This window comes from Chloroflexus sp., assembly GCF_056331925.1.
In genome coordinates, this window is sequence record NZ_JBWGQH010000002.1 from 106,828 (window position 1) to 124,628 (window position 17,801).

General features: G+C 55.6%; 8 protein-coding genes. All 8 read right to left on the reverse strand.

Annotation, left to right across the window (positions count from 1 at the left end):
• Nucleotides 1–307: 307 nt before the first annotated feature.
• Nucleotides 308–1,336 carry a thiamine pyrophosphate-dependent dehydrogenase E1 component subunit alpha gene (locus AC01ZF_RS01855; protein ID WP_428112780.1) on the reverse strand — a complete coding sequence of 343 codons (1,029 nt, stop codon included), beginning with the start codon at nt 1,334–1,336 and terminating at the stop codon, nt 308–310.
• Nucleotides 1,337–1,568: 232 nt separating this feature from the next.
• Entirely contained in the window at nt 1,569–4,529 is a 2,961-nt protein-coding gene (locus AC01ZF_RS01860) for a malto-oligosyltrehalose synthase (protein ID WP_424674601.1), read from the reverse strand.
• Nucleotides 4,526–6,964, reverse strand: coding sequence for a DUF3536 domain-containing protein (locus AC01ZF_RS01865; protein WP_424674602.1), 2,439 nt, complete (start codon nt 6,962–6,964; stop codon nt 4,526–4,528). Before AC01ZF_RS01865 ends, AC01ZF_RS01860 begins: the two co-directional genes overlap by 4 nt.
• A gap of 121 nt (nt 6,965–7,085) precedes the next feature.
• Entirely contained in the window at nt 7,086–8,864 is a 1,779-nt protein-coding gene (gene treZ / locus AC01ZF_RS01870) for a malto-oligosyltrehalose trehalohydrolase (RefSeq protein WP_424674606.1), read from the reverse strand.
• 66 nt (nt 8,865–8,930) lie between these two features.
• A complete protein-coding gene (gene glgB, locus AC01ZF_RS01875; RefSeq protein ID WP_428131070.1) occupies nt 8,931–10,964 on the reverse strand; it encodes a 1,4-alpha-glucan branching protein GlgB in 2,034 nt (677 codons plus the stop codon).
• Between the two features lie 69 nt (nt 10,965–11,033).
• Entirely contained in the window at nt 11,034–14,393 is a 3,360-nt protein-coding gene (treS, locus tag AC01ZF_RS01880) for a maltose alpha-D-glucosyltransferase (protein WP_424676005.1), read from the reverse strand.
• Nucleotides 14,394–14,598: 205 nt separating this feature from the next.
• Entirely contained in the window at nt 14,599–16,638 is a 2,040-nt protein-coding gene (locus AC01ZF_RS01885) for an alpha-1,4-glucan--maltose-1-phosphate maltosyltransferase (RefSeq protein WP_424676006.1), read from the reverse strand.
• Between the two features lie 236 nt (nt 16,639–16,874).
• Entirely contained in the window at nt 16,875–17,648 is a 774-nt protein-coding gene (locus AC01ZF_RS01890) for a hypothetical protein (protein ID WP_424676007.1), read from the reverse strand.
• Between the last annotated feature and the right edge of the window lie 153 nt (nt 17,649–17,801).

Consider the following 17,801-nt stretch of genomic DNA (forward strand, 5'->3'; position numbering starts at 1 on the left):
TAAGATTTTTTGGATGGTCGCCCCAAGCGCATTTGCCCCATCCCCCACCATCCCTTTGCGTCTCTGCGCCTTTGTGTGTACCATCCTCTCCGCCGCCTCATCGAGGGCCTGCCGGATCGCTTCGAGCAGGTTCATCTCGGGCATACTATCCTCCGTGAATACGTTTAACGCAAAGCCGCTAAGCACGCAAAGGTCGCTAAGATTTTTTGGATGGTCGCCCCAAGCGCATTTGCCCCATCCCCCACCATCCCTTTGCGTCTCTGCGCCTTTGTGTGTACTCCGCCGTTGCCCCCTCTGCATCTCTGCGTTAACGGCGTGGACGCACCGGCGCATACACATGGTCACACAGCGTCTCCGGTTCGGGCATCGGTGCCTGTTCCGCCTCTGTCGTCGCTTTATCAACGATCTCGGCCACTTCGGTGCGCATCGCTTGCTCGTCGGCTTCACTCAAGATGCCGTGTTCGCGCAGTTGGGCGATAAAACGCACAATGGGATCTTGGTGTCGCACCAATGTTAGTTCGTGTGGCGGGCGATAGGTGCGGTCGTTATCGTCACTCGAGTGCGCGGTCATCCGTACCACCCGGGCCTCGATCAACGTTGGACCATCGCCACGCCGAGCTCGCTCAACGGCGCGGCGGGTAACTTCGTAGACGGCCAACACATCGGTACCATCGACACTAATACCGGGAATACTGTAGGCTGGGCCACGGTCGGCAACGCTAGCTACAGCCATTTGCTGCCGTTGGTGAACACTAATCGCGTATTCGTTGTTTTCGCATTGAAAAATGACCGGCAGCCGGTGTACGGCTGCCAAATTGAGCGCTTCGTGAAAATCGCCTTGGCTGGTGGTCCCTTCACCAAACGATACCCACGCTACCGCATCACCACCTTTGATCTTCTCGGCCAGACCAATCCCCGCAGCATGCGCAATCTGCGTGCCGACCGGCGACGATTGGGTCACGATTTTGAGACGACGACATCCGTAGTGAGCCGGCATTTGGCGACCACCTGAGCTTGGATCGGTGGCGCGTGCAAAGAGACCAAGCATCACTTCCGTCGGCGTCATTCCCATCACCAACACCGTAGCTAAGCCACGATAGTAAGGCAGGATAAAATCTTTGCCCCGCTGTAAGGCAAACGCCGCGCCGACCTGAGCAGCTTCATGCCCCTGACAACTAATCACGAACGGCGCTTTTCCGGCTCGGTTTAGCACCCACATACGCTCATCGAGTGCCCGGGCCAACATCATGTACCGGAGCATATCGCGAAGGGTATGCGGCGGTAGATCGTGTCCAAAGCTCGGACTGGCGCTGATTTCATTGATCGAGACGGTCATTAGAATCCCTCCCTCTAGCTATGCGCCAATAGTAAATACCCGCCACGGTTCGCCGTAGCGGGGCACGACAACGAAGACGCACACTCATACGCTTACGTTCCGTCCCCATCGACGGCGATCAGGCGATCAGGTAACCATAAATAGTATAGCCGAAAATGCTGATGAAGGTAAACAGAAGTTTTAGCCGATATGAGCCATTGTGCAGCGTTATCGCTTCTACCATGCCGTTCGTCTAATCTTCACGCACCAACAGGGCAATCGGCCAGCGCCGCAATATCTCGGCGAGGGCCAGCCCCGGCGTTGCCGAGTGCTCGGTCACGACGAGACGTTCGCCGGTGAAAAGGTTGTGATACCGGCTACCTGGCGTACTCTGCGGCAAGGGCAACCATGTCTCGTCCCACAACTCACCGATCGGCGGTAATTCATGCCCGTTACTCAGGCGTGCCGTAAGCCGCGGTGCAACCGTGATTGCTTCACCGGCACTCGGATGCCGACGCGCAAAGGCGATCACGTGTTCGGCAGCAGGTCCACTTGCCATCAGCGGTAGATACTCACCGGCACTGAAGAGTTCGGGTCGTTGGCGACGGAGATCAAGCGCCGTAGCAATCGTGTAGAGCTTGATCCGTCCATCTGCCGCCGACGCCAACAACTCATCGGCTAGTGCAGCCTTCTCGCAGGCCGCCTGTCGGGCACGCAGATCGGCCAAGAGTGCTACTCGACGCTGAAAATCGACCGGTCGCCGATTATCCGGATCAACCAGACTAAAATCCCACAATTCGCATCCTTGGTAAAGATCGGGCACACCCGGTGTGGTGAGACGGACAATCGTCTGGGTCAAACTATTCCACCGTCCAAAAACGGCGATCCGATGGGCGAAGGCATCGAGGCTATCGAGGAAACGACGCGAGCGACGTGGATCGAGAATACCTCGCACAAAGCGTTGGACGGCAACATCATAATCGGCGTTAGGGTTGATCCAGCTCGTATTCACCTTAGCTTCACGGGTTGCCTTCTCCATGTAGGCAGCGATCCGCTGGGTAAAGGTTTCAAGCTGATCCATCGATTCCCACGTACCGACCAGTGTTTGATAGAGCAAGTATTCATCATTACGACTCGGCGCCATCCCACCCTCGATGGTACTGCGCTTAGCCGCGTTTAGTCGGCTCCAGCGGATCACGTGTCGGTGCCACTCATCGGGCAACTCGCTAAGGACACTGATCCGTGCGCGCACATCTTCGCTACGCTTGGTATCGTGGGTAGAAGTGGTGACCATACTGTGCGGCCAGTGGCGCTGCCGTTCTTGAGCGGCGGCGTGTAGCTCACTCACTTCGCAGCCGAAGAGTTCGGGATGACCACCTACCTCATTCAATGCGACCAGGCGATCGTAGACATAAAATGCTGTATCTTCCACACCCTTCGCCATCACCGGCCCACTGAGTTGCTGGAACTTCATCACGAAGCGCACCACATCATCGCGTACCTCCGGCGCAAAGAGGTCAAGATTGCGCAAGAGCAATGTATCCTCGATAAAGTCGAAGATCTGCGCTGCTGTGCGTGGGTTACGTCGCTTTGCCTCGCGCACCGCCATGCGGATTGCCTGCTCATCACGTTGGCTCACAACACCATCAGAGCTGATGTAGGTACGGTACACCGGCATCCCTGCAATCACCTCGCGGATGGCAAACGTCAGGCTGTTCAGAGTGAAGTCACGGTAACGTCGTGTGCGTTCGGCCAGCCGGTCAAGTAGATGACTGAGCGTATTGACTTCACTGGCGAGCGAGACGAGCATGATCTCTTTCTTTTTGCTATTGACCAGATTGGCGAAAGTGGGCTGCGGCCCGGCAAATTGGCGATACAGTCGGTTGATTGCTCGCTGGCTACTGCGGTCGATCAAGACGCTCCCAATCTGGTTCAGAAAATCGTAGCCGGTTGTTCCGGCGACGGCCCAATCCGAGGGTAACGGTTCGCCATGGCTCAGAATTTTCTCGGCGACGACGTAGAGCGGCCATGGCCGTTCACCACGCTCAGCCTGCGCGAGTCGTCGCCGGATCTGCTCATCGAGATCGGCAGGGGCGCTCCCTCCAAAGCGGAATGCGGCGGCATACCGTAGGTAACTCTCTTGCAATTGACGAAAATAGGTGGCCGGTTGCCAGAGGCCATCGGGGTGGTCGATGCGGGCGCCGGTCGCAATCCCCTCGGCCAACAAGCGCATGATCAGATCATGAGTAGCTTGTAAGACATCGGGAAGTTCGACGCGGATGGCGGCTAGATCGTTGATGTCAAAGAAGCGACGGTAGTTAATCTCTTCGGTTGCTACCCGCCAGAACGCCAACCGGTACGATTGACGGGCAAGTAACGCATCAAGTAAGTCAAAACTTTTTGGATCGGACGGATCACCATTGTAGTCGGCCAGTGCTTGCGCGATCATCTGACGTACCGGTTCACTATTCGCGACCAGCGTCGCAATCCGACGTTTAATCACCTCTTTCTCGCGGTTGCGCTCAATTATCCGTTCAGGTGATACCTCGTGACGTGAAGGCAGGTAACCGATAGCAGTGATGATACTCTGCAACTCAATTGCATCAGGGTGATCGCTACCAAGGTTACTCAGGAGATCATCAAGCTTTTGCGTCAGAATGTCGGCGTAGCTCCGCGGATTCAACGGAAACCGGTGCTCCCAATAGCCCAGACTGAACCCGCCATCGTCGTCGTAGTACAAACGTAGTTCACCTCGTTCGAGGATAACCCCGTACTGATCACCGAGCACCGGTAACAGCACTTTGCCGTGCAATTCGGGCGCCACCGGATCCCAGTCAATGTCAAAGTACGGGGCAAAGATTGAGCTTGGCCCGTTTTCCAGGACATCGCGCCACCACACATTCCGCGGATCGCCAATCCCCATGTGGTTGGGTACGACATCAAGGATCAGACCGAGTTGATGAGCGCGTAAGGTCTCGGCAAGCTGGGTGAATCCGGCCTCGCCACCGAGTTCAGGGTTGAGTTGTGAATGATCGGTAATATCGTAGCCGTGACGACTGCCGGCTCGTGGGGTCAAGATTGGTGAAAAGTAGAGATCACTGATTCCAAGATCAACGAAGTAGGGCACCAGATGGGCGACATCGGTAAACGTGAGATCGGCGTTCAGTTGTAGGCGGTACGTGGCACGGGGAATACGCAATTCTGCATCAATCATGGCTCTCCTGCTGGCAGACGGAAGCGCAATTTAGTTCCCAATGACCGGAAGAGCCTAATCCATGCATAAGCATCGGCAAATCCGGCACGGGTATCGGCTTCCATCTGCGGATACACGGTTTGCAACAACTTGTAATACACGTTTTGCGTATGCCAGACATCAACCTCGAACGGGAGGTTGCGCGCCAGGCCGACCGCAGCATCGAGCTGAGTCAGCAATGCGCGATCTTCCGGATTCTGATAGAAGTTCTCGCTAATATTGCGAATGGTACGGGCCAGTGCATAACTAAGCCCTTCTGCATCGAGCGTCACCCCCGATCGCTGTGCTTCGCGCAAGAGGCTGTTAATGCGGTCAAAATCGAGAGGTTCCGTTTCAAAGAGGCGACGCAATTCGGTATTAATGGCAAATTCGGCTGCAATCTGAAATTCTCGCGGGACCGGCATTCCCATGCTGGCGAGAAAGCGCATCAGCGGCGCGTGATTTTCGTAGATTTGGCGATAGGCAGCTTCGGCTTCAGCAAGGCTCGATGTAAGAATGCGATTGAGGATCTGGCGCTGCTCGTCACCGAAGAGAAGTTTGAGAGAATATTGTTCTTGACCAAAATTGCGGTCGACCATGCGAATGACGCCAGGTATATCGGCGCGCAGAAAGAGTTCGCTCAACTCTTCAATCAGTTGCTGGTATATTTGCTCGTTCTGGTATTCACGGACACCACCGGATATGTTGTGATCGCCGAGATGTAAGACGCCGAAGCTGAGGCGAGTGGATTCCCCGGTGATGTTGGAGATGATGCGAATGCGGCCAAGTGCCAATCGCGACTTTCCTGCTAGCAAGAGATGGTAATCTTCACGCTCAACGGTGTAGGCATAGATCTGTTCGTGTTCACCTACTCCGTTGAAGAGGGCAGTCATTGCATAATGAGCACCGACTTTGCGCAGATCGACCATCGCCGGACGCACGTGCCGTTCGTAGAGATCGCGTCCGTTACCCCGTGACGGCAGGTTGCTGCGCGCTTGTGCCAGTCGATTGAGGAATTCACCCTCGATCTCTTCACCAAACAGTTCGTGAGCCAGTTGGATAGCCCGGCCGGCGTACATCATGACCTGTATCGTCTCGATCCCACTCAGATCATCGAAAAACCAGCCACACGAGGTATACATCAGCATCAGGTGGCGCTGCAGCTCCATCAACTTCAGGACTGCAATCCGCTGGTGATCATCCAGCCGGCCACGGCTATGCCGACCGATAAAAGCGGCGACGTTTTCCGGTGAACGGTCAAGAATAACGCTGATGTAATCATCACGCGCTGCCCATGGATCGTGCAACAGACGGCGGGCATAACCCTCGAATCGTGGCGCAATCGTATCGCGTAACCAGTCTAGGGCAGCACGTAGCGGCGCACGCCATGCCTGATTCCAACCGGGATTACTGCCGGTACTGCAACCGCAATCGGTTGACCAGCGCCCCACACCGTGCGCACAACTCCACGAGGTGCGTTCGATGATCTGTACTTCATACGTTGGCCGGTAGCGTTGTAGGTACGCCGCGTAGTTGGTAAGTTTCGCCAGACCGGTTTCTTCGATGTAGTGTAAGGCATACGCCAATGCCATATCGCCGTGGCGATGGTGATGGCCGTAGGTCTCACCATCGGTTGCAATATGAGCGAGTTGTGGCCATGAGCGTTGGTCGTTAAAAATACTGGCCAGCCGATTGGCAAATCCAACCCCACTGCTAAGAAGTCGCTCGAACGCTACCGCACGCGAGACCGGCCCATCGTAGAAGAAGACCGTGATAGCGCGGCCGCTCGCCAATTTCACCAGATACGGCTGCGTCGGATCGATCCGCCCGCCGCTTACATCATGCCAAATCATTTCGCCGATTTTACGCACATGACTAGCTTGCGTGGGTGCAAGGATCGTGAACTTGATGTCGTGTTCGGCCATGATGTCGAGCGTCTCCAGATCAACTGCCGTTTCGGGGAGCCACATACCTTCGGGTTCCCGTCCAAAGCGATGGACAAAGTCGCGAATACCCCAGATGACTTGCGTTACCTTATCGCGACGCGATGCGAGTGGCATAATGATGTGGTTATAACACTGTGCCATCGCCGAGCCAGCTCCCAAGTAATGGTGACTTTCCTGATCGGCTTGCAGGATCGCTTGATACACCTGCGGTGCATGAGCGGCTAACCATGTTAGCAGGGTGGGGCCAAAGTTAAAACTGATCCGACTATAGTTGTTGACAATGCGAACAATTTGGTTTTGGCTATCAAGAATGCGCGAGGCAGCATTTTGCTCGTAACACTCGGCGGTAATCCGCTCGTTCCAGTCGTGATAGGGGTATGCCGAGTCTTGCTGTTCGACTGCTTCGAGCCACGGATTTTCGCGTGGCGGCTGGTAGAAATGACCGTGAATACAAATCAGCCGCTCGGCCATGGTAGACGCTCCGTTAGGTTGTTTGACTACAGGTATGTGTTGCACGACAGACGGAGTTGCGGTAGTCAGCCAATACACGGTGAGATCGCTCGCTGACCGTATGGGATTGAGGTCGCGAGTGTTACTCATCGTGTGAGGTTAGCAGCACAGCGCTATGCCCGCTGCAAGTGATGCTCGTGCCGTCTAAGATTGCTGCGGGCGGGTCTGCACTATCGAGCCGGATCTGCCAGGATGCTGCCGGCAGTTCGATCCGCACTGAATCCGGGCCGAAATTGAGCAGCAGCCGGATGTGCGGCCATTCTACCACGATTGTCTGACCATGGACGTAGGTACGGGGCCGTTGACGCAACCCCGGTAGCTTACGCCGTAACCCCAACAGTTCGCGGTAAAAAGCCTGATGGGCCGTGTGCCTGCCGACCGTGCGTAGAGCGTGATTGAGTTTCGAGCGGGTAAATGTGGTCGGATCTTGTGGGTCAGGCACTTCTTGGCCGGGGCGCAAGAAGTCGGCAAACTCACGTTTACGGCCCTCGCGTACTCCGGTAATGAGCGCCGGGTCACTGTGGTCGGTAAAATATTGAAAAGGCGCCGGCTCGTTATACTCCTCCCCCATGAAAATCAACGGTGTATACGGGCTGAGCAGCACCGTCGCGGCAGCAACCCGTAATTGCGCTTCACTCAACGTTGCCCCTAGTCGGTCTCCGATAGCACGATTACCGACTTGGTCGTGGTTTTGCAAAAAGACCACAAATTGTTCGGGGGCAAGATCGGAAGGATCGCGACCAAAGCGACGGCGGGCGTGCGGTGAATATTCACCGGCAAAGACAAAGCTACGCTCGATGCCCGTCGCTATCTGTGCCAAACTACCGAAGCCTGCGTAGTACCCGTTTTGTTCACCGGTGAGAAAACTATGCAGGGCGTGATGAAAATCGTCCGACCAAATGCCGCTTAAACCGTAGCCACCGAGGACCTTAGGACGGGCAAAGCGCGGATCGTTGAGCGGGTGCTCGGCGAAGAGATACGCCGGACGACCAAGGCGGATCGCTTGTTCGCGTACCCGGTCGGCTAACTCCTCAAGCAGGTGGTACGGCGATACATCGAAGATCGCATGCGTTGCATCGAGCCGTAAGCCGTCAATATGATACTCGCGCAGCCATTCTAGGGCGTTCTCGATGATCAACCAGCGGACCAGATCACTGTCGGGACCATCGTAATTGATCGCCGATCCCCACGGTGTGCGGTAGCGATCGGTAAACGCCGGCGGTGCGATGTCCCACAAATAGTTGCCTTCAGGACCAAAGTGATTGTAGACCACATCGAGGATAACGGCTATACCGTGGGCATGGGCGGCATCGACCAATTGCTTCAGACCCTTGACGCCCCCATAGACCGTGTGTGGAGCGTAGAGATAGACGCCATCGTAGCCCCAATTACGTTGGCCGGGGAAGTGGGCTACCGGCATAAGTTCGATAGCCGTCACGCCGAGATCACGGAGCATCGGTAAATGGGGGATGATGGCCGTGAAGGTTCCTTCTGGGGTAAAGGTGCCGACGTGTAGCTCGTAGATCACGAGATCGGTGAGGGGTACGCCGCGCCACGCCGCATCACTCCAGTCGAAGTTATGATCGACAACTGCCGATGGGCCATGCACACCTTCGGGTTGACAGCGCGATGCCGGATCAGGTCGCTCCCGTTGACCATCGAGTCGGTAGCGGTAGCGTGTGTCGGGTGGCGCCTCCGTGACCCCATGCCAGCAGCCATATCCGATCGGTTTCATCGTCACTGTCCGGGGTTTCGGATCAAGAACGATCAGTTCAACGGTCGCAGCAGTTGGCGCCCATAAGGTAAAGGCAGTTGTACCATCGCTGCGGTAAACCGCACCGGGTTGTGGCAGATTGAACATAGACTTTGCACCTTTGCACCTTTGCGCCTTTGCGCCTTTGCGCCTTTGCGCCTTTGCGCCTTTGCGTTACGGACAGTGCTTAAAATACAACGCCCCCAACGGTGGCAAGCGCAAGCGCAACGAGAATGGCCGTCCATGCGATGGTAGTTCTTCAGCCATCACACCACCGGCATTTCCTTGCCCACTCCCCCAATAGTATTCCGAATCGCTGTTCAGTAACTCTCGCCACCAACCACCAAACGGTACGCCGACTCGGTAGTCTTCGCGGACTACCGGTGTTGCATTCAGCACCACCAAAATCGTCTCGCCGTGCCGATTCTTGCGCAAAAAGCTATACACACTGGCGTCGGCATCATTGGCGTCAATCCACTCGAACCCCTTCGGATCACAGTCAAGTTCGTGCAAAGCCGATTCACTGCGGTAAAGTCGGTTGAGGTCACTGATGAGCCGAAGCACTCCTTGATGGGAAGGGAACATCAGCAAATGCCAATCGAGGCTCGTATCGTGTGACCATTCCCGCCATTGCCCAAACTCACCGCCCATGAAGAGCAGCTTCTTGCCGGGTTGGGCAAACATGTAGCAATAGAGCAAGCGTAGGTTGGCAAACTTCTGCCAAACATCACCGGCCATTTTATCGAGCAGCGACCCCTTGCCGTGAACGACCTCATCGTGTGAGAGTGGAAGTACGTAGTTCTCGGTAAACATGTAAAGGCCACGGAAGGTCAGCTCGTTGTGGTGGAAGCGGCGGTAAATGGGATCGCGGCGGAAGTATTGCAACGTATCGTGCATCCACCCCATATCCCACTTGAAGCCAAAGCCCAACCCACCCACATAGACTGGACGCGAAACCATTGGCCATGCAGTACTCTCTTCGGCAATGGTTTGCACATCGGGATAATACTTGTAGATTTGGGTGTTCAGTTCACGCAAGAAGCTAATCGCTTCCAGATTTTCATTACCGCCGTATTCATTCGGAATCCACTCACCAGGTCGTCGCGAGTAGTCGAGGTAGAGCATACTGGCAACAGCATCGACGCGCAAACCGTCAATATGGAACTTGTCAAGCCAGCACAGAGCCGAACTGATCAGAAAGCTACGCACCTCGTTGCGACCGTAATTGTAGATATAGCTTCCCCAGTCGGGATGATAACCTTTGCGCGGATCGGCGTGTTCATAGAGATGTGTGCCGTCGAAATACGCCAGCCCGTAACCATCGGTCGGAAAGTGGCTCGGTACCCAATCGAGGATCACACCAATACCGTGCTGGTGCAGATAATCGACAAAGTACATAAAATCTTGCGGAGTGCCATACCGGCTGGTCGGCGCGAACATCCCGGTCGATTGGTAGCCCCACGAGCCGTAGAAGGGGTGTTCGGTTACCGGCAGCAGCTCTACGTGGGTAAAGCCGCATTCTTTCACGTGCTCGACCAGCTCGTGGGCCAGTTCCCGATAGGTGAGGGGGCGGTTATCCTCCTCCGGTTTACGTCGCCATGAACCGAGGTGAACCTCATAGATCGAGATCGGCGCACCGAGACGCTGGCGCTGACCGCGTTCACTCATCCACTGCTGATCCGACCACGTATACTCCCGATCCCAGATAATAGCCGCCGTTTGTGGTGCTACTTCAAAATAACTGCCAAAGGGATCGGTCTTGTCTTCGCGGTAGCCATAATAGCGTGAGGCAATATGGAATTTGTAGCGCATACCTTTGCCGATGTGGGGAATGAACCCTTCCCACACGCCGGAAAAGCCACGCTGGCGCAGCGGATGTGCGCCGGGGTCCCAGTTGTTCCAGTCGCCAATAACGGCGACGTATTCAGCATTCGGCGCCCACACTGCGAAATAGGTACCGGGTACGCCTTCAATCGTCACCGGCTGGGCGCCGAATTTGTTGTAAAGTCGGTAGTGGGTACCCTGATTGAAGAGATAAATATCATCCTCACTCAGAATACTTTTCATCATCGCCGTGGTAGCTGCCGACGGTTCAGATACTTCGGCAGTCGTATGTTCAACCTCTGCTGCGGTCATCGGTGCCGTCGCTTCGGTGACCGGTGTCGCTTGCTTACGTCGGGTACGGCGGGTTTGCTCACCTTCACTCATAGCTATTTCCTTCATATATGGTTGCAGTGGGGTACAACTGATTGTACCAAATCGTGTCCAACGGTCTAGTTACTCCAATTGGCGTAAGATGCCATTGAGCGGGATCGGCAGCCAATCGGGTCGGTTATTCATTTCGTAACTGAGTTCATAGATAGCCTTCTCAATCACGAAGGTTTCGAGCAGTGCTTCAAAGTCTGCACGGTCGGTGGGGATGAACGGCTCATTGCGGGCCGTAGATAGATAGCCCTCGAGGAAGGCAGCGCAGACCCAAAAGCTCCAGAAGTCGGCCCATTGTTGCAGCCGTTCGATCTCTTCGGGATGGTCTGTCGTGCCATTACGGCTGAAGAGCACGGCGTAAGCTGCATACTGATATGAGCGTAACATCCCGGCGACATCGCGGAGTGGTGAGCGCTTGATCCGCCGCTCGCTGATCGGGCGGAGTGGCTCGCCCTCAAAGTCGATGATCATGTAGTCTTTACCGGTAAAGAGCACCTGTTCAAGATGATAATCACCGTGGATGCGAATGCGTACCGTCTCGATCTTGTCGCCAGTGATGCGATGGAGGCGTGCGAGCAGCGCTTCTTCACGCTGTACCACTTGTTCGGCAGCCGGACGCACCGCTGGTGGTAACGATGGTAATAGTTTGCGCAGGTCTTGCAGGGTTCGTCCGATCAGGCTGCGGACACTCTGGTAGATCGAGCGCTGATAGAGGGTTGAGAAGGGTTCCGGCGCCATTGCCGGCCCGCTCCCTTTTGCCAGTGCCTGATGCATCTCGGCGGTACGTTGACCAAGCAACCGTGCCGATTCAAGGTAACCGCCGATAAGTTCTTCGGCGAGCGGGGAAGGTGGGTTGAACGCCGCAGCAACCAACTCGGCGACACTGGCTTTCACCGGCGGTGGTGTCAGATCGGCGCGGGTTAATACCGTATCGTAATACCGGCGCACCACATCGAGGGCGTAATCAAAGGCGTCTCCTTCATTTTGGACATAGCCCTGCACAATCGCAAGTGTCAATGGTTCGTCTTTACCACGCTGATATTCGATAAAGCCGGCTACCGGCGGTGTGTGTGGAAAACCGACTTCTTCGGTCAGGAAACGCCCAAGTTCGAGATCGGGATTACGACCCGGTTCGATCTTGCGGAAGAGCTTCATAATCAGGCGACTACCAAAGTTGATCGATGAATTGCTCTGCTCACCGCGCACTAAACTCGGTTCGAGACCATCACTGCCGGTGAGCAGTTTACGCAGCGCACGGGTTGTCCCGCCGACCAGCTCCCCACCCGCTTCGCCGCGCAGTCGTCGTCGCCCGATCGTCAACTCGAGAAGTGCCGAAGCAAACCGACGCTCACCAAGCGGATCGTACAGGATACCCGCTTCGGGTCGGCGGCCAACTCTCAGGCGGGCGATGACCATATGCCGCTGATCGGCAAGTATCTGATCGGCCCGCTCTCCCTCGGCGTAAGCCATCGGCAGCATGTACAGCTCGGGGGTGCCCTCGACATACTGCACGTTCAGTAAGGTCAGGTAGGCCGGGCCGCTGGCATAATCAAGGCGGGCAAACTCGATGATGTTTACTTGCTTGATCTTGCGCGTCTTGGCGCCAAACCAGCGTCGGTAGCGGAGGTAATCGGGTAAGATCTGCTCGAGACGGACTTGCCGACCATCGTAAAAGATCGCATCCCACTCGATAGCATCAACCGGTATCTCAGTTAGCTCGGTTTCAGGCTGTGGCATCGTGACCCGTACCCCTTCAACCCGCTGCGGGGCCAGGGTAAACCAGTAGAAACTGTGCGGGCCGAGGGTTAAAAAGTACGGCTGATCACCGATAGGCGGAAACTCTACTTGCCCAAACAGCTCAACCGGCATTAGTCCACGATAAGGTGAGAGATCGATCTCGACCCCTTGGACAAAGCGTGACAGATTGAAGACGGCGAGTAAAATCTGATCGGCAGTTTTGCGTAAGAAGCAGAGCACTTTGCGGTTTTCGGGGTAAAGAAACTCGAGCGTACCACGTCCGAATGCCGAATACCGCTTGCGCAGTGCAATTAGCCGTTTTGTCCACCAGAGGAGTGAATGCTGATTTGCACTCTGCGTCTCGACGTTCACCGTCTCGTAGTGATATTCCGGATCGGTAATGACCGGCAAATAGAGCTGCTGCGGATTCGCGCGTGAGAAACCGGCATTACGGTCGCCGCTCCATTGCATCGGTGTGCGTACCCCGTTGCGATCACCGAGGTAAATATTGTCACCCATCCCGATCTCATCACCGTAGTAGATCACCGGTGTGCCGGGTAAGGAGAAGAGAAGACCGTTCATCAATTCGATTTTACGGCGATGGTTGCCGAGCAGCGGCGCGAGTCGGCGGCGAATGCCGAGATTGATCCGGGCTTGTGGATCGCGGGCGTATACCCGGTACATATAGTCGCGTTCTTCGTCGGTAACCATCTCAAGCGTCAGCTCATCGTGGTTGCGCAAGAAGATCGCCCACTGGCAGTTCTCAGGAATGGGTGGTGTCTGCCGCATAATATCAATAATCGGGTAGCGATCCTCGAGATGAACCGACATGAAGAGGCGTGGCATGACCGGGAAGTGAAAGGCCATGTGACACTCATCGCCATCACCGAAATAGGCCACCGCATCTTCCGGCCATTGATTGGCTTCGGCCAGAAACATACGGCCGTGGTATTTTTCATCCATATGCCGGCGTAGGCGCTTGAGAAACGCATGGGTTTCGGGCAGATTCTCGCAATTGGTACCTTCGGCTTCGTAGAGATAGGGGATGGCATCGAGCCGCATACCGTCAACACCGAGATCGAGCCAAAACTCCATCGCTTTAAACACGGCGCGCTGTACCGCCGGGTTCTCAAAGTTCAGGTCGGGCTGATGGCTATAAAAACGGTGCCAATAGTAGGCTTGGGCCACCGGGTCCCACGTCCAGTTGCTTGTCTCGAAATCTTTAAAAATAATCCGTGCGTCTTTATAGCGGTCGGGCGTATCCGACCATACATAAAAATTACGTGCCGACGAACCGGGTTTCGCGCGGCGGGCACGTTGAAACCACGGATGTTGATCTGAGGTGTGGTTACAGACTAACTCGGTAATGACGCGCAAACCGCGCCGATGCGCTTCGCGTATGAAGACCTTGAAATCGGATAAGGAGCCGTAATTGGGGTGAATGTTGGTATAGTCGGCAATATCGTACCCGTCATCACGCAGCGGTGATGGATAAAAGGGGAGCAACCAGATTGCCGTGATGCCGAGATCCTGCAAATAATCGAGTTTGCTCGTCAGACCGGGAAAGTCGCCGATACCGTCACCGTTGCTATCGCAGAACGCGCGGACATGCACTTCATAGATGATGGCATCTTTGTACCAGAGTGGATCATCGGCGATAACCGTCGGTGTCTTGGCAGGCCGTGTGCGAGGCATACAGGTTTCCTCTTTCAAACAGGTCAAGTCCCGGTGGCGAGCGGGGGCTGATCCCCCGGATGCGTGTGCTAAGTATTGTTCTCGGCCGATGCGTAGCTTGCCGGTCGTCGAAAGCGCTCTTGGGTTGTACGACCTTCTAGCAGAGACGCCAGAAGCCGCACCGTGTGCGGCTCACCACTTCCCGTTCACCGAACTGAGAACGTTGTCAGGCAAAGTACTCAAACCCTCGCTCGTCGCGGCGGAGGCGGCGAATGCGGAAAATATGCACCGGAGCTGCTGGACTGAGTTCGACATAGTTAAATTCGCCCGACCACTGATAGCGAGCGTCGGTTAACAGGTCATGGGCCTGATAGATGTTGGTAAGGTTCCAATCGGCGACCGGTACCTGTACCCAACCTCGATGGGTGTGATCCGGGTCGAGATTGACTACTACCAGAATAATATCTTGCCCGTCGGGCGAGGTTTTACTGTAGGCCAGCAACCACTCGTGCTCGTGAAAATCAATATCAACGCGATGAAAGCGTAGGGTGTCGTTGCGGTGGAGGGCCGGGTGGTTGCGACGAATCCGATTGAGTTGCGCGATGAAGCCGCGCAGACTGTGCGGCGCATCAAGGTTCCAGTACCGAATTTCGTACTTCTCGTTGTCGATGTACTCTTCACGGCCAGGTACCGGCGTGTGTTCCATCAACTCATACGCTGGGCCGTACATACCCCAACTGGCCGTGAGCGTAGCTGCCATTGCAGCGCGGGTGATAAATACCGTGCGTTGGCCTCGGTAGAACTGAGGGGTAAGGATATCGGGTGTATTAGGCCAAAAGTTGGGAATGAACAGATCACTGACCGGTGGCGTCGTCAGTTCACGCATGTACTGCGTGATTTCGGCCTTGGTGGTACGCCATGTATAGTACGTATAACTCTGGGTAAAACCAATTTTCGCCAGATGATACATCACCTTCGGGCGGGTAAACGCTTCCGAGAGAAAGATGAGATCAGGATATTCAGCTTTCAGCGAGTTGAGGCACCACTCCCAAAATCGAAAGTTTTTGGTGTGCGGATTATCAACGCGAAAAATGCGTACTCCCTGCCCGATCCAGAAGACAAAAATTTGACGCAGTTCTTGCCACAACTCCCGCCACGCATCCGTCTCAAAATCGAACGGATAAATATCCTGGTATTTCTTGGGTGGATTCTCGGCATACTGAATGGTACCGTCGGGGCGTGCACGGAACCATTCAGGATGTTCACGCACGTATGGGTGGTCGGGTGAGCATTGAAACGCAATGTCGAGGGCGATCTCAATCCCATACTTACGGGCTTCATCCACCAACGCCCGAAAATCGTCGAGCGTACCCAACTGAGGGTGAACGCTCATATGTCCGCCATCGGCGTTGCCAATGGCCCACGGGCTGCCCGGATCGTCGGCGCCGGCGATGAGGCTGTTATTCTTGCCTTTGCGGAAGGTGTACCCAATCGGATGAATCGGTGGCAAATAGAGCACATCAAATCCGAGTTCGGCAACGTAGGGAAGCCGCTTGATCACATCACGGAAGGTACCGTGTCGTCCCGGCTCGGTCGCCGTCGAGCGGGGGAAGAGTTCGTACCACGCCGAAAACCGCGCGCGCTCCCGCTCGACCGTGATCGGGTAGATCTCCGATTCGGTGGCAAAACGGCGTGGGAGATGGATGGCCATCAGCGCATGGATCTCGCCGGCAAAGGCCGTATCGACATCACCGGCAATCAGTGCCGCCTCGGCAACGTGCAAGACGGCCGCGTCAGCTCCATCGGCATTCCGTGCCGCTTCGCCGACAAGTGCGGCCCCAATCTGCAAATCAACCCGCACATCTTGACCGGCTGCTAACCGCTTTTCGAGCTGATGTACCCATGTCGCAAAGCGGTCGATCCATGCCACAATCTGAAACTCGTGACGACCGATGCTCGTGAGCGGAAATTGTCCTTCCCAACGATCATTGACGAAGTGGCGTAGCGGTGCCTCATGCCATGCCTTGGCGCCAAGTGGACGGTAGCGCACGACGGCTGCTAGCTCATCATGACCGTCGGCAAACAGATCACAGCGCACAGTGATGGTGTCGCCGACGATCCGCTTCACCGGATAGCGTCCGCCATCAATGATCGGTTCAACCGCTTCGATGATCACCCGCCGCCGACCCTCGCCAACTGCGGCTAGGTCGGGTACAGACGGGGTCTCCGTGCGGCGCGAGCGAGCGCGTGGCGCCTTAACGGTCATGGCTCCTCCTTAACCATACGTACCATACGTGCGGGTTGCGTTCTTTATGATGTTATTAGATGTCAACAAGAGTCGTGCCTGCACTACGCACTGCGTGAGTCCGGGCTGTCGGTGATTGCTATGACAATGTTCGGTATGATTGCAATTTGATTGTACGGTGCTCGGCGGCATGTGTCAAACTGGTTGCATGCGGTACTGATTGGCCGATGGTGGCAGCTCACTGAGCGGTTTCAGGGCTAGCTGCTCAGCTTGACCAACACATACGCGCCGAAGGTCGTATCAATACGACCAAAATCGACCACCACGTACCCGGCGGCAAAAGCTGCTTCGGCGCAGGCACGGAAATGGTAACGCCAAGCTTGTGCTGCCCCAGGATCGTGTTGTTGTATCGCACTGAAATCAAGTGGAATGCGCAACCGAGCGGTCGGTTCGTGCCCAATAGCCGGTGGCGCATCGAGCGACGGATTGATCAGAGGTGCTGTCACAACGTGTTCGGTCGGTGGTCGGTCAACCGGCGATTGAACGATCCACCATTCGACCTGAAACCGATCACTTGGCAGGATACCATCGATCAATTCCGGCTCCGGCCCATACACATTCCGCATATAGGTGCGGCAAATAGCACCGAGCTTGTGGATGTTCAGATGGGCGTTGCGAGCCAGCAAGGGATCGAATGTCCACGTGATCAATTCGAGGTCTTGGGATCGGACAAACTCACGTTGCGCCTGCTTGAGTCGCTCACCGATCCGCAGATCACGGAGATCGGGCCGGACAGCAGCCATATGTGAGGCGTGTTTTAATCGGCCATCGGCAGTGCGGGCCAAAAAACCAAACACAAAGCCAACGAGTTCATTACCGACGAAGGCCCCCAAAACCAATCCGCCGTTGCGCTGTACGGTGACCAGCATGTTCAACGGCACGGTAAAATCACTGCCCCAAACGAGACGTTGGAGTTGTTCGCAGGCAAGGTATTCGGCATACGTGGCGATGGGCCGGATCGTGATCTGCATAACTTCCTCTAACGATGGGTACATACCAATAGGTAAAGCACAGGCTGTCGGCGGCTTCCATTATATAGCGATTCACGACGTTCCCTGGGTATAGCGATATGGTATAATGCGGCTCTGCGATCATGGCTGGGTGACGGGTGCGTTTGCCGTGCC